The sequence below is a fragment of the Pseudomonas sp. B21-021 genome (assembly GCF_024749205.1).
Taxonomy (GTDB): domain Bacteria; phylum Pseudomonadota; class Gammaproteobacteria; order Pseudomonadales; family Pseudomonadaceae; genus Aquipseudomonas; species Aquipseudomonas paraglycinae.
Map to the genome: position 1 here is coordinate 5005689 of NZ_CP087192.1, position 26960 is coordinate 5032648.

Genomic DNA, 26960 nt, shown 5'->3' on the forward strand with positions numbered 1-26960 from the left:
AAGTCTGGTGCTTGCGCTGCACACGAGTTTAAACAGAGCGTTTCCCCTCGCAGGTAACGAAGGGACGCGCGAATGTCACCACATGGTTACACAGGAACGCTTCGGGACAGGTGTGCCAGAGCACTGGCCATGCTCGGCGCCAGCGGCAGACGCGGAATCAGAACGGCCTGCCAGGCGTGGTACAGATCCGGTTTGCCCGCCCAGATATCGGCACTCGGGCGGTTCTGCGGGTCGAGTTCGTGGTGCCAGCTGCCTTCGCAGCGATCCATGAAATACGTTTCGCAAAATTCCCAGAACAGGCGATACCAGCTTTCGTACTGCGCATCGCCGGTGCGTTTGAGCAAGGCACTGGCGGCAGCGCTGGCCTCGGCGTGAGTCCAGTGCAGGCGATGACGCACCACCGCTTTATTGTTCCAGTCGAGGGTGTAGACGATGCCCGGCGCGCCATCGACGTCCCAGCCATGGCGGCAGTTTTGTTCGAACAGCTTTTGCGCGTCGGTGGCCAGCCAGCCGGGCGTGAGCATGCCGGCCTGAACCCGCGCGGCCTCGAGGTGCAGCAACAGCCGCGCCCACTCGAACCCATGGCCCGGCGTGGTGCCGTAGGGACGGAAACCGTCGGCGGGATTGTCATGGTTGTATTCGCGCAGCGGCTGCCAGTCGCGGTCGAAATGCTCGATCACCAGGTAATCGTTGGCGGCGGCGTGACCGTGAATCACCCGTTCGACGATACGTTGCGCACGCACCAGCCAGCGCGGGTCTTGGGTGACATCGGCCAAAGCGAGGAAGGCTTCGGTGGCGTGCATGTTGCTGTTGGCGCCGCGATAGGCTTCTTCTTCGCGCCAGTCGCGATTGAAGAATTCGCGCATGGCGCCCTCTTCTTCGCTCCAGAAATACGTGTCGATGATGTCGATGGCGTCATCCAGCAATGCCTGCGCACCGGGGCGTTGCGCGACCACCGCAGAACTCGCTGCCAGGGCGACGAAAGCATGCAGATAAGCGTTCTTGCCGGTGTTGCCGTCACGGTGTTCAGCGACGGCAAACCAGCCACCGTGCAGCGCGTCGCGCAACGGGCCGCGCAGGGCCGCAATGCCGTGATCGACCAGCTCGGCGAATCCCGGCAGACCCTGAATGTGGGCCATGGCGAAGCTGTGGGTCATGCGCGCGGTGTTCATGGTTTCGGCTTGCGCGCCGGCCTGAAGCTGGCCGCGCTCATCGAGATTGCCGAAGCCTTCGGGCAACCGTGAAGCCTTGGCAAATGCCAGCAGGCGCAGGCCTTCGTCGGCGAGCCATTGCTGGTGGGCAGGGGCGTTCAGCCAACTGCTGAAGCCCGGATTGAAATGATCCATGGGTGGCCTTTTTTGTTGTTATGACTGCGGGCAGTCTAAACAACGGGCCGGGAGGGGCTTGTAACGAAGGGGGCGGGTTTTGTCACTGACCGGTGACATTCAGATCAATCCGCCGAACGCGGCAATTGCAGAGTTACGCGCAGCCCACCCTCACGCAAATTCTGCAACGTCACCTCCCCTCCATGGCTATGGGCAATGTTGCGGGCGATCCCCAAACCGAGACCGTAACCCTGCTGCTGCCCCGCCAACCGAAAATGCGGCTCGAACACCTGCTCCAACCGCTGCTCCGGCACCCCCGGACCTTCATCGTCGACATGCAGCACAAACGCGCTGTCGTCGTCATCGATGTGCAAATGCGCGTTCTGCCCGTACTTCAACGCGTTGTCGATCAAATTGCCGATGCAGCGCTTGAGCGCCAACGGCTTGCCCGGATACGCCGCCAGTGCCCGTCCCTGCTGGGTCACGCGACCGTTGCCGTTGGGCGCCAGATACGGTTCCACCAGGCAGTCGAGCACATGGTTCAGATCCACTGGCTCGATGTTTTCGTGGATGTCGGTGTCCTTCACGCATTGCAGCGCGCCTTTGACCAGCAGCTCCAACTCGTCCAGATCGCGGCCGAACTTGGTTTGCAGCGTTTCGTCTTCCAGCAGTTCCACCCGCAGCCGCAGGCGGGTGATCGGTGTACGCAGGTCATGGGAAATCGCGCTGAACAACTGACTGCGCTCGGTCAGGTAACGGCTGATCCGCTCGCGCATGGTGTTGAAAGCGCGGCCCACTTCCACCACTTCACTGCCACCGCCCTCGGCTACCGGCTCGACGTCGGCACCCAGCGACAAGTCCCGCGCGGCCCGCGCCAGACGCTTGAGCGGCCGGCTCTGCCAGTGCACCAGCAGGCCGATGAACAACAGCAGAAAACCGCTGGTGAAGACGATGAACCACACCTGCTGAGTCGGCAGGCCCTGTTCTTCAAGACTGGTGTAGGGCTCGGGCAGCAGCGAGGCGATGTACAACCATTCACCCGGTGCCAACTGAATCTGGGTCACCAGCACCGGCGGGTTCACCGGTTCCAGGGTCAAGGCGTAATGCGCCCACGAACGCGGCAACTCATCGAGTTTCAACCCGGCGTTGAAGATCCGCAGGTCATCGGGGCTGACGAAGGTCACCAGGATGTCGGTGTCCTGGCCCAGCGACTGACGCAGCACTTCATCCACCGCTTTCAACACCGCAGCCTTGCGCGGCGTCACGGGCAGCACTTCCATGCCCAGCGGTTTGTCATTGAGCGTCACCACAAAACGCGTGCCGCCCATACTGCGCAATTGATCGAGCACCAGCGGCCGATAGGCCACCGGCAACGAGCGGAAGTAACTGACGCTGGCGGTCATCGAATGGGCGAGGCTGCGGGCGCTGGTGACCAGGCCTTCGAGCTGAGTCGCGCGCAATTGGGAAACCCAGATCACGCTGGACAGCGTCTGGGCGAACAACACCGCGAGCAGCGTCAGCAGCAACATCCGCCCGAGCAGCGAACGCGGCATCGGCACTTTGCGCGCGGTGGTGCGCAGGAACTCAGTGACCATTGCCGGCAACCACATTGGCTGCCAGCTGGTAGCCGCTGCCACGCACGGTGCGGATCAGGCGCGGAGGCTTTTCGGTGTCGCGCAGACGCTGGCGCAAACGGCTGACGGCCATGTCGACGATGCGGTCGAGGGGCATCAGGTCGCGGCCACGGGTGGCGTTGCCGATGGTGTCGCGGTCGAGGATTTGCTGGGGGTGATCGAGGAACAGTTTCAGCAGGGCGAAGTCGGCGCCGGACAGAATCACTTCCTCGCCGTCAGTGTGGAACAGCCGATGGCTGACCATGTCCAGCCGCCATTCATCGAACGCCAGCACTTCACTGCCGCCGCGTTCCTGACCGAATTGGGCGCGACGCAGCAAGGCCTTGATCCGGGCTTGCAGCTCGCGGGGGCTGAAAGGTTTGCCGAGGTAGTCGTCGGCGCCAAGCTCCAGACCGATGACCCGGTCGGCTTCGTCGGAACTGGCGGTGAGCATGATGATCGGCACCTGGGCCTGACGCGGATGCTGGCGCACCCAGCGACACAGGCTGAAGCCGTCTTCATCGGGCAGCATCACATCGAGGATCACCAGATCGCTCGGCGCCTCGTTCAGCGCCTGACGAAAACCGGCGCCATCCGCCGTGGCCCGTACCTGAAAACCCGCGCGGGTCAGGTAGGTTTCCAGCAACTCGCGTATCTCCTGGTCGTCATCGACCAACAAAATCGACTTGTTGACTGAGCTCACTTCGAAGGCATCCTTGTTGTTGGAATTGGGCGGATTATGCCTGATGTGTCGAGGGTTCCCACGCTCGGCGTGGGAATGATCATTTACCGGATTGTTCGAGCGCCACTCCTGCACCGACGAGCCCCGAGTAAGGCGCCGTCACCAGCCACACCGGAATCCCCTTGAAGTAATCGCTCATGCAGCCCTTGTCGGCGAAGCTGCGGGCGAAACCGCTTTCGAGGAAGAAATCGGCGAAACGCGGAATCACGCCGCCCACGATGTACACCCCGCCACGACCGCCAGTGGTCAGCACATTGTTGCCGGCCACGCGACCGAGCCAGCAGCAGAACTGCTCCAGCACTTCCAGGGCGATCGGGTCGCCTGCAAGTCCCGCCGCCGTGATTGCTTCCGGTGTGTCGAGTTTCGGTTCATGTCCATCCACCGCGCAGATCGCCCGGTAGACGCGCGGCAAGCCGCCGCCGCTCAACGCGGTTTCCGCGCTGACATGGCCGATTTCGTTGTGGATGTGTTGCCAGAGCTGGGTTTCACGCGGACTGCTCAGCGGCAGATCGACGTGGCCGCCCTCGCCCGGCAACGCGGCAAACCGCCCTTCACCCAGATCAAGCAAGGTACCGACGCCCAGACCAGTGCCCGGGCCGATCACCACTGCCGGGCGCAATGGCTCCGGCGTGCCTTCGCAGACCACGCGGAATTCGCCGGGCTGCAAACGGGTCATGCCCAGCGCCATCGCCGAGAAGTCGTTGACCAGCAACAACTGCTCGACCTGCAAGGTCTGGCAGAACGCCTTGCGGCTCAGGCGCCAGTGGTTGTTGGTGAACTTGAATTCATCACCGCTCACCGGCCCCGCCACCGACAGGCACACCGAACCGATGGCGCCCGGCGCCAGACCAAGCCCGCTCAGGTAGAGGCTGATCGCCTCTTCCGGGCTGGCATGGTCGGCCGTGGCCAGCACCTGAACCGATTCGAGTTGCTGATCTTTCCACAACGCAAACCGCGCGTTGGTGCCTCCGATGTCACCGACCAAAGCCAGTTTCAATTAAGCGTCTCCAGGGCAGAAGTGAAGGCGCTGGCGCCCTGCTCCGCCGAGCTGAAGGCCAAACGCATGAAGCCAAACAGTTCGCGACCGCTGCCGATGTTGTTGCCCAACAGGCCTTTGGCAGGTTCGCGCGCTGCGAATTCGGCGGCGTCCACCTTGAGTTCCAAGGTGCCTTTGACGCCATCGACGCGGATGATATCGCCCTCTTGCACGCGCGCCAAAGCGCCGCCGACATAAGCTTCAGGGCTGACGTGAATCGCCGCCGGGATTTTCCCGGATGCGCCGGACATCCGCCCGTCCGTCACCAGCGCCACCTTGAAGCCGCGATCCTGCAGCACGCCGAGGAACGGCGTCATCTTGTGCAGTTCCGGCATACCGTTGGAACGCGGGCCCTGGAAGCGCATCACCGCGACAAAATCCTTCTCCAGCAGACCGGCCTTGAAAGCGTCGGCCAGATCCTGCTGATCCTGGAACACCATGGCCGGTGCTTCGACGATCTGGTTTTCCAGCGCGACGGCGGACACCTTCATCACGCCGCGACCGAGGTTGCCTTCCATCACGCGCAAGCCGCCCTCTGCCGAGAACGCACGGGCCACCGGGCGCAGGATGTTTTCGTCGAGGCTGTCGGTCGGGCCTTCGCGCCACACCAGCTTGCCATTATCGAGGAACGGCTCCTTGGTGTACTGGCTCAGGCCGTGGCCGAGCACGGTGTTGACGTCTTCGTGCAGCAGGCCGGCTTCCAGCAGTTCGCGGATCAGGAACGACATGCCGCCCGCCGCCTGGAAGTGGTTGATGTCAGCCTTGCCGTTCGGATAGACGTGGCTCAGGGTCGGCACGACTTCGGAGAGGTCGGCCATGTCCTGCCAGGTCAGTTGAATGCCCGCCGCCATGGCGATGGCCGGCATGTGCAGAGTGTGGTTGGTCGAGCCGCCGGTGGCGTGCAGCGCGACGATCGAGTTGACCAGCGCCTTCTCGTCGACGATTTCGCCGATCGGCATGAAGTTGCCGTTCTGTTTGGTCAGGCGCGTGACCTGGTGCGCGGCTTCGCGGGTCAGGGCGTCACGCAGCGGCGTGTTCGGGTTGACGAACGACGCGCCCGGCAAGTGCAGGCCCATGACTTCCATCAGCAACTGGTTGGTGTTGGCGGTGCCGTAGAACGTGCAGGTGCCCGGGCTGTGGTAGGACTTCATTTCCGATTCCAGCAGCTCTTCGCGGGTCGCCTTGCCTTCGGCGTACTTCTGCCGCACGTCGGCTTTTTCCTTGTTGGAAATCCCCGAGACCATCGGCCCGCCCGGTACGAAAATCGTCGGCAGGTGACCGAAACGCAGGGAGCCCATCATCAGGCCCGGCACGATCTTGTCGCAGATACCGAGCATCAGCGCGCCGTCGAACATGTTGTGGGACAGCGCCACCGCCGTCGACATCGCGATCACTTCGCGGCTCGGCAGGCTCAGCTCCATGCCCGGCTCGCCCTGGGTCACGCCGTCGCACATCGCAGGCGTGCCGCCAGCGAACTGGCCGACCGAGCCGATTTCGCGCAGGGCGTTCTTGATCTGTTCCGGGAAGACTTCGTACGGCTGGTGCGCCGAAAGCATGTCGTTATATGACGAAACAATTGCGATGTTCGCCGAGTTCATCATCCGCAGGCTGTGCTTGTCTTCGCTGCCACACCCGGCCACGCCGTGGGCGAAGTTGGCGCATTGCAGTTTGCCGCGCATCGGCCCGTCAGTTGCAGCGCCGCGAATCAGCGCAAGGTAAGCCTGACGCGTGGCGCGGCTGCGGGCGATAAGCCGTTCGGTGACCTCAAGAACGCGGGGATGCATGTGTAGAACTCCAGGCTAACGGATGTGGCGACCTGATTGTCTATGCTGATCAAAAGCCCGTTCGCGTGGGATGACGAACGGTTTTCTTGATCATTCGGACCAGTTGATTCAGGTCACTCGTTGTAGATAAAACAAAATATTGCCACTAAAAAGGCTTGTTTTCTATTTTTATGCGAATAATCTTGTAATTCCAACAACAAAACGACGGCGGCGCTGTTCAATGACTCTTCGAATCGCAATCAATGGTTTTGGCCGCATCGGCCGTAATGTCCTGCGCGCACTGTATACCCAAGGCTATCGTCAGGATTTGCAGATCGTCGCCATCAACGATCTGGGCGACAGCGCGATCAATGCGCATCTGCTCAAGTACGACACCGTTCATGGCACATTCGACGCCGAAGTTGCTCACGACAACGAGAGCCTGACCGTCAACGGCGACCGCATTTCGGTCAGCGCCATCCGCAACCCGGCCGACCTGCCATGGGCCGCGGAAAAGATTGATGTGGTATTCGAATGCACCGGTCTGTTCACCGACCGGGCCAAAGCCGCCGCGCATATTACCGCCGGCGCACGCAAAGTGATTATCTCGGCCCCGGCCAAAGGCGCCGATGCCACCGTCGTTTACGGTGTGAACCACGACATTCTGCGTCAGTCGCACCAGATCATTTCCAACGCGTCGTGCACCACCAACTGCCTGGCCCCGGTGGCCCAGGTGCTGCACCGCGAACTGGGTATCGAAAGCGGTCTGATGACCACCATCCACGCCTACACCAACGACCAGAACCTGACCGACGTCTACCACACCGACCCGTACCGCGCCCGCTCCGCCACCCAGAACATGATCCCGAGCAAGACCGGCGCCGCCGAAGCCGTGGGCCTGGTGTTGCCGGAACTGGCGGGCAAGCTGACCGGCATGGCCGTGCGCGTACCGGTGATCAATGTGTCGCTGGTTGACCTGACCGTGCAACTGAAGCGCGAAGCCTCGGCCGATGAAGTCAATGCACTGATGAAAGCCGCGAGCCAGCATTCGAAGATCCTCGGCTACAACACCCTGCCGCTGGTATCGAGCGACTTCAACCACAACCCGCTGTCGTCGATCTTCGACGCCAACCACACCAAATCCAGCGGCAAACTGCTGAAAGTGCTGGCCTGGTACGACAACGAGTGGGGCTTCTCCAACCGCATGCTCGATAACTGCCTGGCGCTGTGCAACGCGGAATAAAACCGCTGCCGCCGTTTTGAGAGCGGGCAAAAGCTTTACCAACCTTTGACAAATCAACACTTGACCACTCGGGCGGATGATAAGCATTATCATTCGCCCGAAATGGATCAGGTCTTCCCGTGAGTCATTCACACTTCAATCACGTCTTCCTCGCCCAGCGCACTTCGCTGCTGCGGACCCTGGAACGGATGGTCAACAACCACAGCACCGCCGAAGACCTGTTGCAGGAAACCTACCTGCGCGTCACCCGGGCGCTGAGCGAACGGGCCATCGATCACCTTGAACCCTTTGTCTTCCAGACCGCGCGTAACCTGGCGCTGGACCATTTGCGTGCGCGCAAGATTCATTCGCGCACCATGGTCGACGACGTGCCGCAGGACGTGGTGCACAGCGTCGCCGCCCCCGCCAGCAGTGCCGAAGACGCCGCCCACGCCGAACAATTGCTGGAGCGCCTGAACGTGAGCCTCGGTGAACTCAGCCCCCGCCAACAGCAAATCTTCATCCTCAGCCGCCTGCACGGGCACAGCTATCAGGAAATCGCCGAAGAACTGAGCGTGTCCCTCAGCACGGTGCAGAAAGAACTCAAACTGATCATGACCATCTGCATCGGTGTCGCCGAACGCTTGAACGGCGACTGATCTGCAAGCCTTGTCGGTATTCGACAGGATCGACTGCACTGATCATCGGGCTTTGTTACCCTTGCCCGACTTTTACGCTTCACTAAAAAAACAGCCGTGCACAGACACTGCCGAGGAAACACCGTGACGGACATCCACCGCTCCCCTTCGCCTTCATCGGCGCAGGACGCCGCAAGCGCAATGGACCAGGCTCTGGACTGGATCATCGTGCTCGGCAGTCCGGACGAGGAGCAGACCCGGCAATTCCATGCCTGGCTGGCGGCCGATCCGTTGAACGCCGAGGCGTTCGCCAAGGCCCAGGCAATCTGGGACGGCCCGCAGATCGCCCAGTGCGCACAGAACCTCGCAGCCAAACCGAAGAAAGTCACCGTCCTCACACGCCTGCGCCCGCACTGGAAACCGCTGGCCACCGCCGCGGTGCTGCTGCTCGGGCTGTTCAGTTTCAGCAACCTGCCGATGCGTTTACAGGCCGATCACCTGACCGTGGTCGGCGAGCGTCAGCGTCTGCAGCTTGAGGACGGCTCGAAAGTCCTGCTCAACACCAATTCCGCGTTCTCCAGCACGATCAACGATCAGCAGCGAGTCGCGCGGCTGTATCAGGGCGAAGCGTTTTTCGAGATCCCGGCCAGCCGCAATCAGCCACTGGAAATCGACGCCGGCCCGGTGAAAGCCAGCGTGCGCGATACCGCATTTGCCGTGCGTTATCTGGACGGCGTGGCGCAGGTGCGGGTGCAGCGTGGCGATGTCGATCTGCGGGCGACCCGCGACGATGCGCGGGTGCGGCTGTCTGCCGGTGAGAGCATTCGCATCGGCCCCAACGGTTTTGATCGTCCGGCCAAGGTCGACGCCGCCACCGATCTGGCGTGGGTGCAGGGTCGGCTGATCTTCGAGAACTGCCCGCTGAATCAGGTGCTGGCCGAACTGCGCCGTTACTATCCGGGCTTCATCATCAACACCAACGAGCAGTTGGCCGACGTCGCCGTTACTGGCAATTACCGTCTCGACCAGCCGCTGGACGTAGTGCGTTCGCTCGCTCACATCACCTCGGCCAAGCTTAAGGAATTCCCGGCGCTGGTGATCTTGAACTAAATGAGAACTATTTTTACTCGATAGCCAAAGCTCGTTCGTCTCGTTATAGCCAATGCAATTGATTCGCATCTCGCGACATCAATCAGCACCTATAAAGATTCGTGCGACACGGAGCGCTATCGATGTCCTCTCGCCTTACCCGCCAGACTTCTTCCCCTTCCCGCGTGCTGTCGCTGCTGACTGCCGCCATCCTGATGGCCGGCACCGCGCCGCTGATGGCCGCCACCGAACAGCCGACGCGCAACATGGGCGACTACTCGTTCGCCATTGCCCAGCAGCCGCTGGTGTCGGCGCTCAATGCGTTCACCGCGGTCACCGGCTGGCAGGTCGGTTTGCCGGCGGAACTGGGTCAAGACGTGTCGTCGCCGGGCGTGCGCGGTTCGCTGCCACCGGAAAAAGCCCTGGAGCGTCTGTTGGTGGGGACCAACCTGAGCTTCCGCAAACTGAGCAACAACAACGTCGTGCTGGAAAAACGCGCCAGCAGCGGCGCGCTTAACCTTGATCAGGTGACCATCAGCGCCACCCGTCAGGAACAGTCGATCAACAGCGTGCCGGCCACCGTTACCGTGCAGACCCGTCAGGATCTGGACCGCAACAACGTCAACACCATCAAGGAACTGGTGCGCTACGAGCCGGGCGTGTCCGTCGGCGGCGCCGGCCAGCGCGGCGGGATCAGCGGCTACAACATTCGCGGCATCGACGGCGACCGGATTCTGACTCAGGTCGACGGCGTCGAAGTGCCGGACGGTTTCTTCAATGGCCCGTACGCCAAGACCCAGCGCAACTACGTTGACCCGGAAATCGTCAAACGCGTCGAAATCCTTCGTGGCCCGGCCTCGGTGCTGTACGGCAGCAACGCCATCGGCGGCGCCGTCAGCTACTACACACTCGACCCGGACGACATCATCAAGCCCGGCAAAGACGTCGGCGCTCGCCTGAAAACCGGCTACAGCTCCGCCGACGAGAGCTGGCTGAAGTCCGCCACTGTCGCCGGTCGCGCCGACCAGTTCGACGGTTTGTTGCACTACAGCCAGCGCGACGGTCACGAAACCGACTCCTACGGCAGCAACAACGGCACCGGTCTTGAGCGCACCGCCGCCAACCCGGAAGACGTGAAAGCCACCAACGTGCTGGCCAAGATCGGCTGGAACTACAACGAAGGTTCGCGCCTGGGCCTGACCTACGAAAAGTACAAGGATGATCGCGACACCGATCAGAAAAGTGCTTACGGCGGCCCGTACTTCAACGGTGCCCCGACGATCCCGGACAGCGTGCTGCCCGGCGGCATGTACCAGTGGCGCACCGGCAACGACACCATCACCCGCGAGCGTTTTGGCCTGGAGCACAGCTTCGAGCTCGACAGCCTGCTGGCGGATAACGTGAAGTGGAGCCTCAACCACCAGACCGCCAAGACCGACCAGAGCACCGACGAGTTCTATTACCCGATCACCCGTAAAGTGCTGCGCACCCGCGACACGATCTACGAAGAGAAACAGTGGGTCTTCGACGCGCAACTGGACAAGGCTTTCAGCATCGGCGCCACCGATCACGTGCTGACTTACGGCACCACCATCAAGCAGCAGAAAGTCACCGGCTCGCGCAGCGGCGACGGCAAGTGTCTGGCAATCGGTCGCGGCTGCACCGCCATCGGCGCCACCAGCGCGGCTGACGTGCTGAAAAAATCCAGCGACTTCCCGGACCCGACCATCAACACCTACAGCCTGTTCGCCCAGGATCAGATCAGCTGGAACAACTGGACCTTCCTGCCGGGCCTGCGCTACGACTACACCCAGCTCAAGCCGCACATCACCCAGGAATTCCTTAACACCGTGGCCGCTGACGGCAACGGCACGGTCAGCGACGAGAACAAGACCTGGCATAAAGTCTCGCCGAAATTCGGCCTGACCTACGCCCTGACCGAAAACTACACCTGGTACGGTCAGTACGCCGAAGGCTTCCGCACCCCGACCGCGAAAGCGCTGTACGGCCGCTTCGAGAACAGCACCACCGGCTACAACGTGGCGCCGAACCCGGACCTGGAACCGGAAAAAAGCAAAAGCTATGAAACCGGCCTGCGCGGCAACTTCGAGCAAGGCTCGTTCGACGTGGCGGTCTTCTATAACAAGTACCGCGACTTCATCAACGAAGACGCCGTCACCCCGGGCTACAGCGAGCTGACGTTCCAGTCCAGCAACATCAAGCACGCCACCATCAAGGGTGCTGAAGTCAAAGGTCGCCTGAACCTGGATTCCTTCGGCGCGCCGCAAGGCCTGTACACCCAGGGTTCGATCTCCTACGCCTACGGACGCAACAACGACAACGGCGAGCCGTTGAACAGCGTCAACCCGCTGACCGGCGTGTTCGGCCTCGGTTATGACCAGGACAACTACGGCGGCCTGCTGAGCTGGACCGTGGTCAAGAAGAAGGATCGCGTCGACGACAGCAACTTCAAATCGCCGGACGGTGTGAGCAGTCAATTCAAGTCGCCGGGCTTCGGCATTCTCGATCTGGCCGGTTATTACAAGGTCACCGACGACGTCACCGTCAGCGGCGGCATCTACAACCTGACCGACAAGAAATACTGGCTGTGGGATGACGTGCGCGGTTACGACAGCGTCGGCGAAGCGTCGGTGACACAACCGGCCAACCTCGATCGCCTGACCCAGCCGGGTCGCAACTTCGCGATCAATCTGGTCTGGGATATCTGATCCGGATGACCTCACGGCGCGCATGCATTGCCGCGCCGTGAGGTTTTTTTACTGTCCGGCGCTTGCCCGTACGTCTCGTTATCAAGCGCCTCTTCTTTTCAAGGACATCTCATGAGCACCCCGGAAAAAGCCCTGCGTTCGCAACGCCTGAACCAGATCACCCACGAGCCGCACAGCAAGCTCGATGCACTGGTCAAGGCCCACGCTCCGTTCGAGACCCGCGCCAATTTCGCCCGTTTCGTGGTCGCGCAGTACCTGTTCCAGTCGGAGCTGGTGTCGCTGTACAACGATGCCGAACTGACCGCCATCGTCCCTGACCTGCCGGCCCGCTGCCGCGCCGAAGCGGCAAAAGCCGACCTCGCCGACCTCGACACCGAAGTGCCTGCGCCAGTCGCCGGCGCGGTGAAAAACCCGAGCAAGGCCCGCGCCCTGGGCTGGATCTTCGTGTCCGAGGGTTCCAAGCTCGGCGCCGCGTTCCTGATCAAACGTGCGGTTGCGCTGGAGCTGAGCGAAACCTTCGGCGCCCGTCATCTGGGCGAGCCTGAAGGTGGTCGCGCCGAAGGCTGGAAGAGCTTCGTGCGTACCCTCGATTCGCTGCAATTCAGCGCTGAAGAGGAAGCCGAAGTGGAGCAAGGCGCGATCGATGCGTTTAACCGCTTCACGGTGCTGCTGGAACAGGCTTACTCGATTGAAGCCGAACCGGCCTGAAGCCACGCGACTCCCCAATGTGGGAGCGAGCTTGCTCGCGAATGGGATCTGTCATTCAACATTGAAGGTGACTGATACACCGCTTTCGCGAGCAAGCCCGCTCCCACATGGGAACAGCGCAAGTCTGTAGAATCCCCGTTTCGCCTCACGCACTTCGAGCCCATGCCCCAACCCGCCTCCTCCCGACTCGCCCGCCTGCTGTTCGGTCTGCTCGCCTATGTCAGCCTCGGCATCGGCCTGATCGCCATCGTCGTGCCCGGCCTGCCGACCACCGAGTTCATCCTGCTCGCCGCCTGGGCCGCGACCCGCAGTTCGCCGCGCCTGAGTGCCTGGCTGGAAAACCATCGGCTGTTTGGCCCGATCCTGAGCAACTGGCGCAACGGCAAGATCATCGCCCGCAAGGCCAAGGTCAGCGCCACGGTCAGCATGCTGCTGTGTGCCACGCTGATGCTGGTGATGCTCGATCACGGCTGGCCGATTTATCTGGCGATCGCGGGGATGACGATGGGCAACCTGTGGATCTGGTCACGACCGGAAGCGTTGCCGAAGATTTCCTGATTTTTCCCTTGTTTTCAGGGCTTTTACCCGCGCAAACGTTTAGCCATGACCGTTCGTCGCATGCCGCTCATGCGCCCTCGCCCCGCGCCGATGAGCATTGAATGGCGCTGAATGGATTTGGCGAATCGGGCACCTCCCTGCCCCGCAGCCAACAGTTCATTCATTCGCGAGAACGTCCCATGTTCGACTCTCTGTCCATCCGCCTGAAAATCGTCCTGCTGTCCGGCCTGTGCCTGCTCGGCGTAGTCGCGCTGATCGTCGGCATCAACATCTACCAGACCAACCAGAACGACGAACTGGTCAGCCAGTCGAGCAGCAAGATGCTCACCGCCAGCGTGCAGGATCTGCTGCAGGCCAAGGCGGCCGAGCAGGCGGTGCAAGTGCAGAAAACCTTCGGCGAAAGCCTGTTGGTGATCACCGCACTGGCCGACCAGATCAAGGACATGCGCGCCATGGCCGCCAAGCGTTCGCTGGACGCCGGCGCCCTGCGTGAAGAGTTGAACCTGAGCCTGAAGACCGCGTTCGAGCGCAACAGTAAAGTGCTCGGCATCTGGCTGGCCTTCGAACCCAACGGGCTGGACGGCAAGGACAGCGAGTTCGTCAACGACGCCGCCCGCCAGTCCAACGAAGCCGGGCGCTTCGCCACCTACTGGAGCCGCGCCGCCGGTTCTGCGCTGAACACGATCATGGTCGAAGAAGACATGACCAAGACCACCCTCAGCCTCAGCGGCACACCTTACAACAGCTGGTACACCTGCCCTCGCGACAACAAGCGCACCTGCCTGCTCGATCCTTACGCCGACACCGTGGGCGGCAAGGAAATGCTCATGACCACCATTTCCGTGCCGCTACTGGTGGACGGCAAGGCCATCGGCGTGGTCGGCATCGACATCGCACTCGATGCGCTGCAAGCGGCGGCCGTGGGTTCCCAGCGCGAACTGTTCAACGGTGCCGGGCACATGCTGATCGTCTCCGGCAGCGGCGTGCTCGGCGCCTACAGCACCGACGCAACCAAAGTCGGCAAAGGTATCGCCGAAACCCTCGGCGCCGAAGGCAAGGACATCCTGCAACTGCTGAGCGCCGGCACCCCGAAGATTCTCGAACAGGGCGACCTGATCCGCGCCGTGTACCCGGTCGATCCGATCGGCAACTCCCGGGCCTGGGGCGTGGTCATCGACCTGCCAAAACAAGTGCTGCTGGCCGACTCGGTCAAGCTGCAAGCCGTACTCGACGATGCGCAGGAAACCGGCACCATTACCGCACTCGCAGTTGCAGTGATCGCCGGTCTGATCGGCCTGCTGCTGATCTGGCTCACCGCGTCTGGCGTGACCCGTCCGATCAACAGCGTCGCTGAGATGCTGAAGAACATCGCCAGCGGCGAAGGCGACCTGACCCAGCGCCTGAACTACACCAAGAAGGATGAACTGGGCGAACTGGTGAACTGGTTCAACCGCTTCCTCGACAAGCTGCAACCGACCATCGCCCAGATCAAACAGAGCATCACCGAAGCCCGTGGCACTGCCGATCAGTCGTCGGAAATCGCCCGCCAGACCAGCGAAGGCATGCAGGTGCAGTTCCGCGAGATCGATCAGGTGGCGACCGCCTCCAACGAAATGAGCGCCACCGCTCACGACGTCGCCAACAGCGCCTCGAATGCGGCCAACGCGGCGAAAGGCGCCGACCAGTCGGCCAAGGACGGGATGTCGATCATCGAACGCAGCACCCGTGACATCAATCAGCTGGCGGACGAAGTCAGCAAAGCGGTGACCGAAGTCGAAGAGCTGGCGGTCAACAGCGAGCAGATCGGCTCGGTGCTGGAAGTGATCCGCAGCATCGCCGAACAGACCAACCTGCTGGCGCTGAACGCCGCGATCGAAGCGGCCCGTGCCGGTGAAAGCGGCCGTGGTTTTGCGGTGGTGGCCGACGAAGTCCGTAACCTCGCCAAGCGCACTCAGGATTCGGTGGAAGAAATCCGCGTGGTCATCGAACGCATCCAGACCGGCACCCGTGGCGTGGTCGCGACCATGCACTCGAGCCAGACCCAGGCCCATAACAACGCCGGGCAGATCCGCCAGGCCGTGGACGCCCTCGGCAAGATCAGCGACGCGGTCACCGTGATCAGCGACATGAACCTGCAAATCGCCAGCGCCGCCGAACAGCAAAGCGCGGTGGCCGAAGAGGTCAACCGCAACGTCTCGGCGATCCGCACCGTCACCGAAACCCTGACCGAACAGGCCACCGAATCGGCGGCGATCAGCAGCCAGCTCAATGCCCTGGCCAGTCAGCAGATGAAATTGATGGATCAGTTCCGCGTCTAGAACATCACTGTCATCCCTTGCAGGCAAGCTCCCACAGGGATTTGTGTTGACTAGGGAGATTAGGTTTTTCATCTAACTCCATATTCTTTTGCACTATGATCAGGCCCTCTTCCGGAGGGCCTTCGATGACTGATCTGCTCACGTCCATTCAAGCCGCGCTCGGCTTGTCCACCATGCCGATTCCGTTCACTGCCGAGGGCGCCCTGCCTTCGGCGTTTGCCGTCACCGACCTTGCCTGCGCGAGCATTGCCGCTGCCGGGCAAGCCGTCGCCGAACTCCTTCAGCAGCAAACCGGCGACTTGCCCAGCGTAGAAGTCGACCGCCGCCTCGCCTCGTTCTGGTTCGCCACCTCGCTGCGACCGATCGGCTGGGAAGTGCCGCCGCTGTGGGATCCGGTGGCCGGCGACTACGCAACCCGAGACGGCTGGATCCGCCTGCACACCAACGCCCCGCATCACCGCGCCGCCGCTGAAAGCGTGCTCGGCGCCTGTGCCGACCGCGCGGCGATGGCGGCGAAAGTCGCGCAATGGGCCAGTGCCGATCTGGAGCAAGCGGTGGTCGAGGCCAAGGGTTGTGCGGCTGAAATGCGCAGTTGGGAACAGTGGCAGAAACATCCGCAAGGGCTGGCGGTGAATGCCGAACCCTTGGTGCATTTCAGTGACGGGAAAGAAGAAAGTCATCAATCATGGCAAGGCTCGTTGGCGCGGCCATTGGCCGGACTCAAGGTGCTCGACCTGACCCGCGTACTGGCCGGCCCGACCGCCAGCCGTTTTCTTGCAGGGTTGGGCGCCAACGTGCTGCGCATCGACCCGCCGACCTGGAGTGAACCCGGCGTGGTGCCGGAGGTGACCCTCGGCAAACGTTGTGCGCGACTGGATCTGCATGCGCCGGCAGATCGCGCAGTGTTCGAAAGTCTGCTCAAGGATGCCGACATTCTGCTGCACGGCTATCGCGCCGACGCCCTTGAACATCTCGGCTTCGGCGTCGAACGCCGCCGACAACTGGCGCCGGGGCTGATCGACGTCTGCCTCAACGCCTACGGCTGGAGCGGCCCGTGGCAGAACCGTCGGGGCTTCGACAGTCTGGTGCAGATGAGCAGCGGAATCGCCAAGGCCGGACAGCGCTGGAAGCAGGCGGACAAACCGACACCACTGCCGGTGCAGGCGCTGGATCATGCGACGGGGTATCTGATGGCGGCGAGTGTGATTCGGTTGCTGGCTGAACGGTTACGCAGTGGTCGAGGTGGATCGGCACGGTTGTCGCTGGCGCGGACGGCGAAGTTGTTGGTTGAGCATGGGGCTGGGACGGACGAAGCGTTGCGTCCGGAAAATCCACAGGATCAAAGCTCGCTGGTGGAGCAGACACCTTGGGGGCCGGCGCATCGGCTTCAAGCGCCGCTTCGCATCGCAGGAACGCCGTTGCAGTGGGCATTGCCGGCGACCGAGTTGGGCTCACATCCAGCACAATGGTTTTGAAGGCGTGCGGATATCAATCCGCACGGCTCAAAGACGTCCACAACACCTGCGCCGCATACCCCCGAAACGGCCGCCAGGCCTCTGCCCGAACAGACAACTCCCGCGCCGTCATCCGCTCCCCTTCCAGCACCTCCAACGCCCGCAGCAATCCCACATCGCCAGTCGGAAACCCGTCCATATCCCGCAACTGCCGCAGAGCGATGTACTGCGCCGTCCAGTCACCAATCCCGTGCAGCGCCAGCAAGCGCGCCGTCCCGGAGGCAAACAGCAGCGGATCGTCCAGCGACGCCTGCGCCACCCCGGACAAGGTGCGCCCGCGACTTTTCGGCATCCCCAGCGCCGCCAGATCAGCGACCGCCAAAACCGACGCCTGAGGAAAGACATGAGTCAGCCCCGGCACTGAAGAACGCAAAGGCTCGCCATACTGCGCCACCAGTTTCCCCGCCAGCCGAATCGCTCCGACCACAGTGATCTGCTGTCCCAGCACCGCCCGAAACGCCAACTCCAAACCATCCCACGCTCCCGGCACCCGCAACCCCGGGCGCTCGGCGATCAGCCGCGCAAGCAGCGGATCTGCTGCCAGATACCGCTGCATGGTCGGCAGATCCGCATCCAGATCAAACATCCGTCGCAAGCGCGCAACAATCTCGGGAACCGCCGACGGATCCGGGAAATCCAGTTCCACCTCCAGCGCATCACCGTCACCGGGCCAGACCGAAACCGTGCCGTGAAGCCCGTTCAACCCGATGCTGCGCGAATACACGCCATCGACCACCGTCTCCATCCCCGCCACCGCCCGGGCCGCGAGAAACCCGAGCATCGCCGGCCAATCACAGGATCCCTGACAGTCGAGCCGTAACCTCACAACGACAGCACACCGCTATACAACCCGTAAGCCGCGAGCCCGGCCCCGGTAATCACGCAAGTGAAAATCCCCTTCTCGAGCGTGGTGAACAACGGCTCGCCCTGCTCATGCTTGGCCTTGGCGAACAGGATCACCCCCGGCGCATACAGCAGCGCCGACAGCAGCAGGTATTTCACCCCGCCGGCGTACAGCAACCACACCGCGTAACACAGCGCGATGCCTCCGATCAGCAGATCCTTGGTGCGTTCGGCGGAGGCATGTTCATAGGTTTCACCCCGTCCGCTGAGCAACACCGCATAGGCTGCCGACCACAGATACGGCACCAGAATCATCGACGAGGCGAGGTAAATCAGACTGGTATAAGTGCCAGCGGAAAACAGCGTGATCAGCAGGAAAATCTGGATCATCACGTTGGTCAGCCACAACGCGTTGACCGGCACATGGTTGGCGTTTTCCTTTTTCAGGAACGCCGGCATCGTGTTGTCCTTGGCGGTGGCAAACAGGATCTCCGCGCACAACAGCGCCCACGACAGCAGCGCACCGAGCAACGAAATGGCCAGGCCCACGCTGATCAGCAGCGCGCCCCATGGCCCGACAATGTGTTCCAGCACGGCGGCCAGCGACGGGTTCTGCAAAGTCGCCAGTTCCGGCTGGCTCATGATCCCCAGCGACAACACGTTGACCAGCACCAACAGCGCCAGCACACCGATAAAACCGATCACCGTGGCGCGGCCCACATCCGAGCGCTTCTCCGCCCGCGCCGAGTAAACGCTGGCGCCTTCGATACCGATGAACACGAACACCGTGACCAGCATCATGTTGCGCACCTGATCCATCACGCCGCCGAAATTCGGGTTGCTGCGACCCCAGATGTCGCGGGTGAACACGTCAGCCTTGAAGGCCACGGCGGCAATGACCACGAACATGATAAGCGGAATGATCTTGGCCACGGTGGTCAACTGATTGATCAGCGCGGCTTCCTTGATCCCGCGCATTACCAGAAAGTGCACGGCCCACAGCAGCACCGAAGCGCAGCCAATGGCAATCGGCGTATTGCCCTGACCGAACACCGGAAAGAAGTAGCCGAGGGTGCTGAACAGCAACACGAAATACCCGACGTTACCCAGCCAGGCGCTGATCCAGTAACCCCACGCCGAAGAGAAGCCCATGTAGTCGCCAAACCCGGCCTTGGCGTAGGCATACACGCCGGAGTCCAGTTCCGGTTTGCGGTTGGCCAGGGTCTGGAACACGAAGGCCAGAGTGAGCATGCCGATCGCCGTGATGCCCCAGCCGATCAGGATGGCCCCGGCATCGGCCCGGGCTGCCATGTTCTGCGGCAGGGAAAAAATCCCCCCGCCAATCATCGAACCCACCACCAGGGCGATCAGTGCGCCAAGGCGCAGCTTTTGCGTCGGTTGCGACATTCCAGCGTCTCCAAGTTCCAGAGCGGCGAATGCCGCGAAACCGTTATGCAACCGGCTTTTAACTAAATGGATAAAGCGTAATGACGTTTATTGAATAACGCCAACTTGCGCCTTTTATATATAGCCATTGGCGCTAACGCCCTAGCACGCTCAGACAGTTTTGTGCGCGAATCCTAATAAATCAATTCTGTACTGAAAACAGCGGTGAAAAATTTGCCAAAACCTGAAAAGGAACTAGCGTGATAATTCGAAAGTAATAGGATCCATTCTTAACCACTTTTTACAAAACGCCTCTAGGACGGGCCTTCCAGACAATAGCTTTATGCCTCCAGACGTTTCATAAGTCATTCATTAACAATGGAATGTGACTATGCACTGATCTAAGTCAGCTGTTTGAAAAGCCAACAGAACTACGCTGTGAACTCTTCTCTCCTGCAATGGAGTCATGCAATGTCTGAAGCTCCCGGAAAACTACGACTAGGTGCACTGGTTGCATTGGTAGTCGGTTCAATGATCGGTGGCGGGATATTCTCTTTGCCACAAAACATGGCCGCCAGTGCCGACGTCGGCGCGGTACTGATTGGCTGGGCCATCACCGCTGTCGGCATGCTCACCCTCGCTTTCGTCTTTCAAACCCTCGCCAATCGCAAGCCTGACCTGGACGGCGGTGTCTACGCCTACGCCAAGGCCGGTTTCGGCGATTACATGGGTTTCTCCTCGGCCTGGGGTTACTGGATCAGTGCCTGGCTGGGCAACGTCGGTTACTTCGTTCTGCTGTTCAGTACCCTCGGTTACTTCTTCCCGGTTTTCGGTGAAGGCAACACTGTTGCAGCCGTGATCGGCGCCTCTGTCCTGTTGTGGGGCGTGCACTTTCTGGTGCTGCGCGGGATCAAGGAAGCGGCGTTCATCAACCTCGTGACCACCGTCGCCAAGGTCGTGCCGTTGCTGCTGTTCGTGCTGATCGCGGTCTTCGCCTTCAAACTGGACATCTTCACCGCCGACATCTGGGGCGTGAAAAACCCGGACCTGGGCAGCGTGATGAACCAGGTGCGCAACATGATGCTAGTCACCGTGTGGGTGTTCATCGGCATCGAAGGCGCGAGCATCTTCTCGGCCCGGGCGGAAAAGCGTTCGGACGTCGGCAAGGCGACCGTGATCGGGTTCATCACCGTGCTGCTGTTCCTGGTGCTGGTGAACGTGCTGTCGCTGGGCATCATGACCCAGCCGGAACTGGCCAAACTGCAGAACCCGTCGATGGCCGCCGTGCTTGAGCACGTGGTCGGTCACTGGGGCGCGGTGCTGATCAGCGTCGGTCTGATCATCTCGCTGCTGGGGGCGTTGCTGTCGTGGGTGCTGCTGTGTGCGGAGATCATGTTCGCCGCCGCCAAGGACCACACCATGCCGGAGTTCCTGCGCAAGGAGAACGCCAACCACGTGCCGGTCAACGCCCTGTGGCTGACCAACGCGATGGTGCAGCTGTTCCTGATCATCACCCTGTTCTCGGCCAGCACTTACCTGTCGCTGATCTACCTCGCCACTTCGATGATTCTGGTGCCGTACCTGTGGTCGGCGGCCTATGCCCTGCTGCTGGCGGTGCGCGGCGAAAGCTACGAAGGCTTCGCGGCCGAACGGCGCAAGGACCTGATCATCGGCGCCATCGCCCTGATCTACGCGGTGTGGCTGCTCTACGCCGGTGGCGTGAAGTACCTGCTGCTGTCGGCCCTGCTCTATGCGCCCGGCGCGATCCTGTTCGCCAAGGCCAAGCTCGAACTCAAACAACCGGTTTTCACCAACGTCGAGAAGCTGATTTTCGCCGCAGTGGTCGTGGGCGCCCTGGTGGCAGCCTACGGACTGTATGACGGCTTCCTGACTCTGTAATTGCCCAACGTTTTCACTCTGGAGGATCACTGAAATGACCACGGAAAAAGCTAAGTACGGCGTCCATTCCGAAGCCGGCAAACTGCGCAAAGTCATGGTTTGCTCCCCAGGTCTGGCCCATCAGCGGCTGACCCCGAACAACTGCGATGAACTGCTGTTCGACGACGTGCTGTGGGTTGCCCAGGCCAAGCGCGACCACTTCGACTTCGTGACCAAGATGCGTGAGCGCGGGATCGACGTGCTGGAAATGCACAACCTGCTGACCGACATCGTCGCCATCCCCGAAGCGCTGGACTGGATCCTCGAGCGCAAGGTCACCGCCGATTCGGTGGGCCTGGGCCTGATCAACGAAGTCAAATCCTGGCTGAAAAGCCTGGAGCCGCGACACATCGCCGAGTTCCTGATCGGCGGCGTGTCCGCCGATGACCTGCCGGACAGCTTCGGTGGCAAGACCATCCAGATGTTCCGCGACTTCCTCGGCCACTCCAGCTTCATCCTGCCGCCGCTGCCGAACACCCAGTTCACCCGCGACACCACCTGCTGGATCTACGGTGGCGTGACGCTGAACCCGATGTACTGGCCGGCGCGTCGTCAGGAAACGCTGCTGACCACCGCCATCTACAAATTCCATCCGCAGTTCACCAACGCCGATTTCGAGATCTGGTACGGCGACCCGGACAAGGATCACGGCAGCTCGACCCTCGAAGGCGGCGACGTGATGCCAATCGGCAACGGCGTCGTCCTGATCGGCATGGGCGAACGTTCGTCGCGTCAGGCCATCGGCCAACTGGCGCTGAACCTGTTCAAGAACAAGGCCGTGGAAAAAGTCATCGTCGCCGGCCTGCCGAAGTCCCGTGCGGCGATGCACCTGGACACCGTATTCAGCTTCTGCGACCGCGACCTCGTCACGATCTTCCCGGAAGTGGTCAACCAGATCGTCGCCTTCACACTGCGCTCTGACGAAAGCAAACAGGGCGGCATCGACATCCGTCGCGAAGAAGGCACGTTCCTCGACGTCGTGGCCAAAGCCCTCAACCTGCCGAAACTGCGCGTCGTCGAAACCGGCGGCAACAGCTTCGCCGCCGAACGCGAGCAATGGGATGACGGCAACAACGTGGTGGCCGTGGAGCCGGGCGTGGTCATCGGCTACGACCGCAACACCTACACCAACACCCTGCTGCGCAAGGCGGGGGTGGAGGTCATCACCATCAGCGCCGGCGAACTGGGCCGTGGCCGTGGTGGCGGCCACTGCATGACCTGCCCGATCGTGCGCGACCCAATCGACTACTAAACGACCATCTCCCCGGCCGCACTGACCCTGTCGCGGCCGGGCCGATTACCGAATCCAAGGAGAATCATCATGGCGTTCAACATTCACAACCGTAACCTGCTCAGCCTGGAACACCACACCCCACGTGAGCTGCGTTACCTGCTCGACCTGTCCCGCGACCTCAAGCGCGCCAAGTACACCGGCACCGAGCAACAACACCTGAAGGGCAACAACATCGCCCTGATCTTCGAAAAAACCTCGACCCGCACCCGCTGCGCGTTCGAAGTCGCCGCTTATGACCAGGGCGCCAACGTCACCTACATCGATCCGAACTCTTCGCAGATCGGTCACAAGGAAAGCATGAAGGACACAGCCCGCGTGCTGGGTCGCATGTACGACGCCATCGAGTACCGTGGCTTCAAGCAGGAAATCGTCGAAGAGCTGGCCAAGTTCGCTGGCGTACCGGTGTTCAACGGCCTGACCGATGAATATCACCCGACCCAGATGATCGCCGACGTGCTGACCATGCGTGAGCACGCCGACAAGCCGATCCACGAGATCAGCTACGCCTACCTGGGCGACGCGCGCAACAACATGGGCAACTCGCTGCTGCTGGTCGGCGCCAAACTCGGCATGGACGTGCGCATCTGCGCGCCGAAAGCCCTGTGGCCCCACGATGATCTGGTCGATCGCTGCAAGAAATACGCAGAGGAAAGCGGCGCCCGCATCACCCTGACCGAAGACCCGAAAGCTGCGGTCAAAGGCGTGGACTTCATCCACACCGACGTCTGGGTATCGATGGGCGAGCCGGTGGAAGCCTGGGCCGAGCGTATCCAGCAACTGCTGCCGTATCAGGTCAACGCCGAGCTGATGAAAGCCACCGGCAACCCGCGCACCAAGTTCATGCACTGCCTGCCGGCGTTTCACAACAGCGATACCAAGGTCGGCAAACAGATCGCCGAACAGTATCCGCACCTGAAAAACGGCATCGAAGTGACCGACGACGTGTTCGAGTCGCCTGCCTGCATCGCCTTCGAGCAAGCGGAAAACCGCATGCACACCATCAAGGCGATTCTGGTGTCGACCCTGGCTGATCTGTAACCCGACTTTGGCACTGATCGTTCCCACGCTCTGCGTGGGAATGCCGCCACGGACGCTCCGCGTCCGCTGTGACGCAGAGCGTCACGGGATGCATTCCCACGCGGAGCGTGGGAACGATCAACACGAAAAAAGGACATGCACCATGCGTATCGTCGTAGCTCTGGGCGGTAACGCCCTGCTCCGCCGTGGTGAGCCGATGACCGCTGACAACCAGCGCGCCAACATCCGCATCGCCACCGAGCAAATCGCCAAGATCCATCCCGGCAACCAACTGGTCATCGCCCACGGCAATGGCCCGCAAGTCGGCCTGCTGTCGTTGCAGGCAGCGGCCTACACTTCCGTCACTCCTTACCCGCTGGACGTGCTCGGTGCCGAAACCGAAGGCATGATCGGCTACATCATCGAACAGGAACTGGGCAACCTGCTGGACTTCGAAGTCCCGTTCGCCACCCTGCTCACCCAGGTCGAAGTCGACGCCAACGACCCGGCCTTCAAGAACCCGACCAAACCGATCGGCCCGGTCTACGAGAAAGCCGAAGCAGAAAAACTCGCCGCCGAAAAAGGCTGGGCCATCGCCCCGGACGGCGACAAGTTCCGCCGCGTGGTCGCCAGTCCCCGGCCGAAACGCATCTTCGAAATCCGCCCGATCAAGTGGCTGCTGGACAAGGGCAGCATCGTGATCTGCGCCGGCGGTGGCGGCATTCCGACCATGTATGGCGCGCACGGCAAGCTGCAAGGCATCGAAGCGGTGATCGACAAGGACCTGTGCTCGGCGCTGCTGGCCGAACAGCTGGAAGCGGATTTGCTGGTGATCGCCACCGACGTCAACGCGGCGTACATCGACTTCAAAAAACCGACCGAGAAAGCCATCGCCCAGGCCCACCCGGACGAACTCGAACGGCTGGGCTTCGCCGCCGGCTCCATGGGGCCGAAGGTGCAGGCAGCCTGTGAATTTGCGCGCCATACTGGCAAGGTCGCGGTGATCGGTTCGCTCTCGGACATCGAAGCCATCGTCCAGGGCACCGCGGGTACGCGGGTCAGCACGGCAGCGCCGGGCATCACCTACCGATAAAAAGAAACTCCGGGGGCAGACCTCAGGTCTGCCCTTCTCCCATGCCTTGAAAGGAGAAAACCATGGCCCAGTTCGAACCCGGTCATTTGCATATCGAGCGGCATGCGTTGACCCAAGATGACGTCAACTACAACATCCGCCTCGAATACGAAGTGTCGCAGGACCCGCAAAAAGGCAAGGGGATACAATTCCGGCTGGTTGGCACCATCCAGGGCAAAGAGGTCAACGAGCCCTTCTTCCTGCCGAAGGAGGAGGCCTACAACTTCGCTCGCAACGTGACGCAGATTGCCGAAAAGTACGGGATCCCCAAGAGCCACAGCCAGATTGGCTCGGTGCACAAGCATTACGATTTGATGTTTGAAGACATCCGCATGAAGTTGAATATGAAATCCGGGGATCCGGTCAATCCCGAGCATTTCGAGTAACCCTTTTCTAATTATCGTTCCCACGCTCTGCGTGGGAACGCCGCCATGGACGCTCCGCGTCCACTGTGACGCAGAGCGTCACGGGATGCATTCCCACGCAGGAGCGTGGGAACGATCAGCGCAGGACGCAGATTTCACCATTTCCCCGCCCCAAGGCATACTTGCCCCCCTCCGCACTCCAGAACCCAGAACCGCCCCATGCGTATCCACGTCAGCTTCATCGACCGCGTCGGCATCACCCAGGAAGTCCTGGCTATCCTCGGCGGGCGCAATCTCAATCTGGATGCGGTGGAGATGATCCCGCCCAACGTCTACATCGACGCCCCGACGTTGAGCCCGCAAGTGCTCGAAGAACTGAAAGATGCGCTGTTTCGCGTGCGTGGTGTAGAAGCAGTAACCGTGGTCGACATCCTGCCCGGCCAACGTCGGCACTTGCAGCTCGATGCGTTGCTCGCGGCGATGACCGACCCGGTACTGGCGCTGGACAGCGCCGGCAAAGTGCTGCTGGCCAACCCGGCACTGATCGCCCTGTACGGTCGCGAGCCGGCGGGCGAAAGCGTCTCGGAACTGTTCAACGATCCGGGCCTGCTCGAAACCCTGCTTGAACAAGGCTTCCGCCTGCCGCTGCGGGAAATCACCGTCAACGGCCAGACCCTGTTGCTGGACGCCACGCCGATCACCGACGCCGGCGCTCTGCTCACCCTGTATCAACCGAACCGCATCGGCGAACAACTCTCGGCGCTGCATCACGATCACGCCGAAGGTTTCGATGCGCTGCTCGGTGAATCGCCGCCAATCCGCACACTCAAGGCCCGCGCGCAGCGGGTGGCGGCCCTCGATGCGCCGCTACTGATCCAGGGCGAAACCGGCACCGGCAAGGAACTGGTGGCCCGCGCCTGCCACGCCATCAGCGCCCGGCACAGTGCGCCATTCCTCGCACTGAACTGCGCGGCCCTGCCGGAGAACCTCGCCGAGAGCGAACTGTTCGGCTACGCACCCGGCGCCTTCACCGGCGCACAACGCGGCGGCAAACCGGGGCTGATGGAACTGGCCAACCAAGGCACGGTGTTCCTCGATGAGATCGGCGAGATGTCGCCGTACTTGCAGGCCAAACTGCTGCGTTTTCTCAACGACGGCAGCTTCCGTCGGGTCGGTGGCGATCGTGAGGTGAAGGTCAACGTGCGGATTCTCAGCGCCACCCACCGCGACCTGGAGAAAATGGTCAGCGAAGGCCTGTTCCGCGAAGACCTGTTCTACCGCCTCAACGTGCTCAACGTCGAAGTGCCGCCGTTGCGCGAACGCGGTCAGGACATTCTGTTGCTGGCGCGCTATTTCATGCAGCAGGCCTGCGCGCAGATCCAGCGCCCGGTTTGCCGGCTCGCGCCCGGCACCTATCCGGCGCTGCTCGGCAACCGCTGGCCAGGCAACGTGCGGCAATTGCAGAACGTGATCTTCCGCGCCGCCGCGATCTGCGAAAGCAGCCTGGTAGACATCGGTGACCTCGACATCGCCGGCACCTCGGTGGCGCGCCAGACCGACACTGACGTCGACAGCCTCGAAGAAGCCGTGGAAGCGTTCGAGAAATCGCTGCTGGAAAAACTCTACGTCAGCTACCCCTCGACCCGCCAACTGGCCAGCCGCCTGCAAACCTCGCACACGGCAATTGCCCATCGGCTGCGCAAGTACGGCATCCCCAACAAACCGTAGTC

General features: G+C 61.8%; 21 protein-coding genes and 1 pseudogene. 15 read left to right on the plus strand and 7 right to left on the minus strand.

Features of this window, described 5'->3' with window-relative positions:
- Positions 1 to 86: 86 nt before the first annotated feature.
- The 5 genes from LOY31_RS22470 to edd form a co-directional block, all read right to left on the minus strand.
- On the minus strand, positions 87 to 1346 hold the full coding sequence (locus LOY31_RS22470) for an AGE family epimerase/isomerase (protein WP_258712232.1): 1260 nt from the start codon (positions 1344 to 1346) through the stop codon (positions 87 to 89).
- Between the two features lie 104 nt (positions 1347 to 1450).
- Entirely contained in the window at positions 1451 to 2878 is a 1428-nt protein-coding gene (locus LOY31_RS22475; protein WP_207986257.1) for an ATP-binding protein, read from the minus strand.
- Between the two features lie 31 nt (positions 2879 to 2909).
- On the minus strand, positions 2910 to 3641 hold the full coding sequence (locus LOY31_RS22480) for a response regulator (RefSeq protein ID WP_007951171.1): 732 nt from the start codon (positions 3639 to 3641) through the stop codon (positions 2910 to 2912).
- Between the two features lie 79 nt (positions 3642 to 3720).
- Complete coding sequence (locus LOY31_RS22485) at positions 3721 to 4677, minus strand: glucokinase (RefSeq protein ID WP_085606579.1); 957 nt, start codon at positions 4675 to 4677, stop codon at positions 3721 to 3723.
- Positions 4674 to 6500 carry a phosphogluconate dehydratase gene (gene edd, locus LOY31_RS22490; protein ID WP_085606582.1) on the minus strand — a complete coding sequence of 609 codons (1827 nt, stop codon included), beginning with the start codon at positions 6498 to 6500 and terminating at the stop codon, positions 4674 to 4676. The genes LOY31_RS22485 and edd overlap by 4 nt, the downstream gene beginning before the upstream one ends.
- Positions 6501 to 6720: 220 nt before the next feature.
- On the opposite strand from edd, the gene gap reads away from it, so the two are divergent.
- The 9 genes and pseudogenes from gap to LOY31_RS22530 all read left to right on the plus strand — a co-directional run bounded on the left by gap (position 6721) and on the right by LOY31_RS22530 (position 17216).
- Positions 6721 to 7722: a type I glyceraldehyde-3-phosphate dehydrogenase gene (gene gap, locus LOY31_RS22495; RefSeq protein ID WP_007951174.1), complete on the plus strand. Its 1002-nt coding sequence runs from the start codon at positions 6721 to 6723 to the stop codon at positions 7720 to 7722.
- A 119-nt stretch (positions 7723 to 7841) separates the two neighbouring features.
- Positions 7842 to 8360: an RNA polymerase sigma factor gene (locus LOY31_RS22500; RefSeq protein ID WP_258712233.1), complete on the plus strand. Its 519-nt coding sequence runs from the start codon at positions 7842 to 7844 to the stop codon at positions 8358 to 8360.
- Positions 8361 to 8483: 123 nt separating this feature from the next.
- Positions 8484 to 9449: a FecR domain-containing protein gene (locus LOY31_RS22505; protein ID WP_258712234.1), complete on the plus strand. Its 966-nt coding sequence runs from the start codon at positions 8484 to 8486 to the stop codon at positions 9447 to 9449.
- A 122-nt stretch (positions 9450 to 9571) separates the two neighbouring features.
- On the plus strand, positions 9572 to 12157 hold the full coding sequence (locus tag LOY31_RS22510; protein WP_258712235.1) for a TonB-dependent receptor: 2586 nt from the start codon (positions 9572 to 9574) through the stop codon (positions 12155 to 12157).
- 111 nt (positions 12158 to 12268) lie between these two features.
- Entirely contained in the window at positions 12269 to 12865 is a 597-nt protein-coding gene (locus tag LOY31_RS22515) for a biliverdin-producing heme oxygenase (RefSeq protein ID WP_258712236.1), read from the plus strand.
- 162 nt (positions 12866 to 13027) lie between these two features.
- Complete coding sequence (locus tag LOY31_RS22520) at positions 13028 to 13423, plus strand: YbaN family protein (RefSeq protein WP_085606588.1); 396 nt, start codon at positions 13028 to 13030, stop codon at positions 13421 to 13423.
- 452 nt (positions 13424 to 13875) lie between these two features.
- Positions 13876 to 14883: pseudogene (locus tag LOY31_RS29545) on the plus strand (HAMP domain-containing protein); the annotation flags it as partial.
- Positions 14884 to 14985: 102 nt separating this feature from the next.
- Positions 14986 to 15741, plus strand: coding sequence for a methyl-accepting chemotaxis protein (locus tag LOY31_RS29550; protein WP_371320921.1), 756 nt, complete (start codon positions 14986 to 14988; stop codon positions 15739 to 15741).
- A 125-nt stretch (positions 15742 to 15866) separates the two neighbouring features.
- On the plus strand, positions 15867 to 17216 hold the full coding sequence (locus LOY31_RS22530; protein ID WP_258712238.1) for a CoA transferase: 1350 nt from the start codon (positions 15867 to 15869) through the stop codon (positions 17214 to 17216).
- A 13-nt stretch (positions 17217 to 17229) separates the two neighbouring features.
- Here LOY31_RS22530 and LOY31_RS22535 read toward each other — a convergent pair whose 3' ends face one another.
- Both LOY31_RS22535 and arcD (LOY31_RS22540) read right to left on the minus strand, forming a co-directional pair.
- Complete coding sequence (locus LOY31_RS22535; protein ID WP_258712239.1) at positions 17230 to 18081, minus strand: DNA-3-methyladenine glycosylase; 852 nt, start codon at positions 18079 to 18081, stop codon at positions 17230 to 17232.
- The gene (gene arcD, locus LOY31_RS22540; protein WP_258712240.1) at positions 18078 to 19505 is read right to left on the minus strand and encodes an arginine-ornithine antiporter; all 1428 of its coding nucleotides are present in this window, start codon (positions 19503 to 19505) and stop codon (positions 18078 to 18080) included. Before arcD (LOY31_RS22540) ends, LOY31_RS22535 begins: the two co-directional genes overlap by 4 nt.
- A 450-nt stretch (positions 19506 to 19955) precedes the next feature.
- On the opposite strand from arcD (LOY31_RS22540), the gene arcD (LOY31_RS22545) reads away from it, so the two are divergent.
- The 6 genes from arcD (LOY31_RS22545) to LOY31_RS22570 all read left to right on the plus strand — a co-directional run bounded on the left by arcD (LOY31_RS22545) (position 19956) and on the right by LOY31_RS22570 (position 26958).
- On the plus strand, positions 19956 to 21383 hold the full coding sequence (gene arcD / locus LOY31_RS22545) for an arginine-ornithine antiporter (protein ID WP_085606595.1): 1428 nt from the start codon (positions 19956 to 19958) through the stop codon (positions 21381 to 21383).
- Between the two features lie 34 nt (positions 21384 to 21417).
- Positions 21418 to 22674 carry an arginine deiminase gene (arcA, locus tag LOY31_RS22550; RefSeq protein ID WP_258712241.1) on the plus strand — a complete coding sequence of 419 codons (1257 nt, stop codon included), beginning with the start codon at positions 21418 to 21420 and terminating at the stop codon, positions 22672 to 22674.
- Positions 22675 to 22743: 69 nt separating this feature from the next.
- Positions 22744 to 23754, plus strand: coding sequence for an ornithine carbamoyltransferase (locus tag LOY31_RS22555; RefSeq protein WP_007951186.1), 1011 nt, complete (start codon positions 22744 to 22746; stop codon positions 23752 to 23754).
- Positions 23755 to 23896: 142 nt separating this feature from the next.
- Positions 23897 to 24826 carry a carbamate kinase gene (arcC, locus tag LOY31_RS22560; RefSeq protein WP_007951187.1) on the plus strand — a complete coding sequence of 310 codons (930 nt, stop codon included), beginning with the start codon at positions 23897 to 23899 and terminating at the stop codon, positions 24824 to 24826.
- Between the two features lie 62 nt (positions 24827 to 24888).
- Entirely contained in the window at positions 24889 to 25251 is a 363-nt protein-coding gene (locus LOY31_RS22565; RefSeq protein ID WP_115078975.1) for a DUF5064 family protein, read from the plus strand.
- A gap of 198 nt (positions 25252 to 25449) precedes the next feature.
- Positions 25450 to 26958: a sigma-54-dependent transcriptional regulator gene (locus LOY31_RS22570; RefSeq protein ID WP_039766033.1), complete on the plus strand. Its 1509-nt coding sequence runs from the start codon at positions 25450 to 25452 to the stop codon at positions 26956 to 26958.
- Positions 26959 to 26960 lie beyond the last annotated feature (2 nt).

What these genes read in the sequence shown, in the direction of transcription:
- LOY31_RS22470 (WP_258712232.1), bottom strand. Translation starts at nt 1,346, where the DNA reads ATGGATCATTTCAATCCGGGCTTCAGCAGTTGGCTGAACGCCCCTGCC.
- LOY31_RS22475 (WP_207986257.1), bottom strand. Translation starts at nt 2,878, where the DNA reads ATGCCGCGTTCGCTGCTCGGGCGGATGTTGCTGCTGACGCTGCTCGCG.
- edd (WP_085606582.1), bottom strand. Translation starts at nt 6,500, where the DNA reads ATGCATCCCCGCGTTCTTGAGGTCACCGAACGGCTTATCGCCCGCAGC.
- gap (WP_007951174.1), top strand. Translation starts at nt 6,721, where the DNA reads ATGACTCTTCGAATCGCAATCAATGGTTTTGGCCGCATCGGCCGTAAT.
- LOY31_RS22510 (WP_258712235.1), top strand. Translation starts at nt 9,572, where the DNA reads ATGTCCTCTCGCCTTACCCGCCAGACTTCTTCCCCTTCCCGCGTGCTG.
- LOY31_RS22515 (WP_258712236.1), top strand. Translation starts at nt 12,269, where the DNA reads ATGAGCACCCCGGAAAAAGCCCTGCGTTCGCAACGCCTGAACCAGATC.
- LOY31_RS22520 (WP_085606588.1), top strand. Translation starts at nt 13,028, where the DNA reads ATGCCCCAACCCGCCTCCTCCCGACTCGCCCGCCTGCTGTTCGGTCTG.
- LOY31_RS29550 (WP_371320921.1), top strand. Translation starts at nt 14,986, where the DNA reads ATGCAGGTGCAGTTCCGCGAGATCGATCAGGTGGCGACCGCCTCCAAC.
- LOY31_RS22530 (WP_258712238.1), top strand. Translation starts at nt 15,867, where the DNA reads ATGACTGATCTGCTCACGTCCATTCAAGCCGCGCTCGGCTTGTCCACC.
- arcD (WP_258712240.1), bottom strand. Translation starts at nt 19,505, where the DNA reads ATGTCGCAACCGACGCAAAAGCTGCGCCTTGGCGCACTGATCGCCCTG.
- arcD (WP_085606595.1), top strand. Translation starts at nt 19,956, where the DNA reads ATGTCTGAAGCTCCCGGAAAACTACGACTAGGTGCACTGGTTGCATTG.
- arcA (WP_258712241.1), top strand. Translation starts at nt 21,418, where the DNA reads ATGACCACGGAAAAAGCTAAGTACGGCGTCCATTCCGAAGCCGGCAAA.
- LOY31_RS22555 (WP_007951186.1), top strand. Translation starts at nt 22,744, where the DNA reads ATGGCGTTCAACATTCACAACCGTAACCTGCTCAGCCTGGAACACCAC.
- arcC (WP_007951187.1), top strand. Translation starts at nt 23,897, where the DNA reads ATGCGTATCGTCGTAGCTCTGGGCGGTAACGCCCTGCTCCGCCGTGGT.
- LOY31_RS22565 (WP_115078975.1), top strand. Translation starts at nt 24,889, where the DNA reads ATGGCCCAGTTCGAACCCGGTCATTTGCATATCGAGCGGCATGCGTTG.
- LOY31_RS22570 (WP_039766033.1), top strand. Translation starts at nt 25,450, where the DNA reads ATGCGTATCCACGTCAGCTTCATCGACCGCGTCGGCATCACCCAGGAA.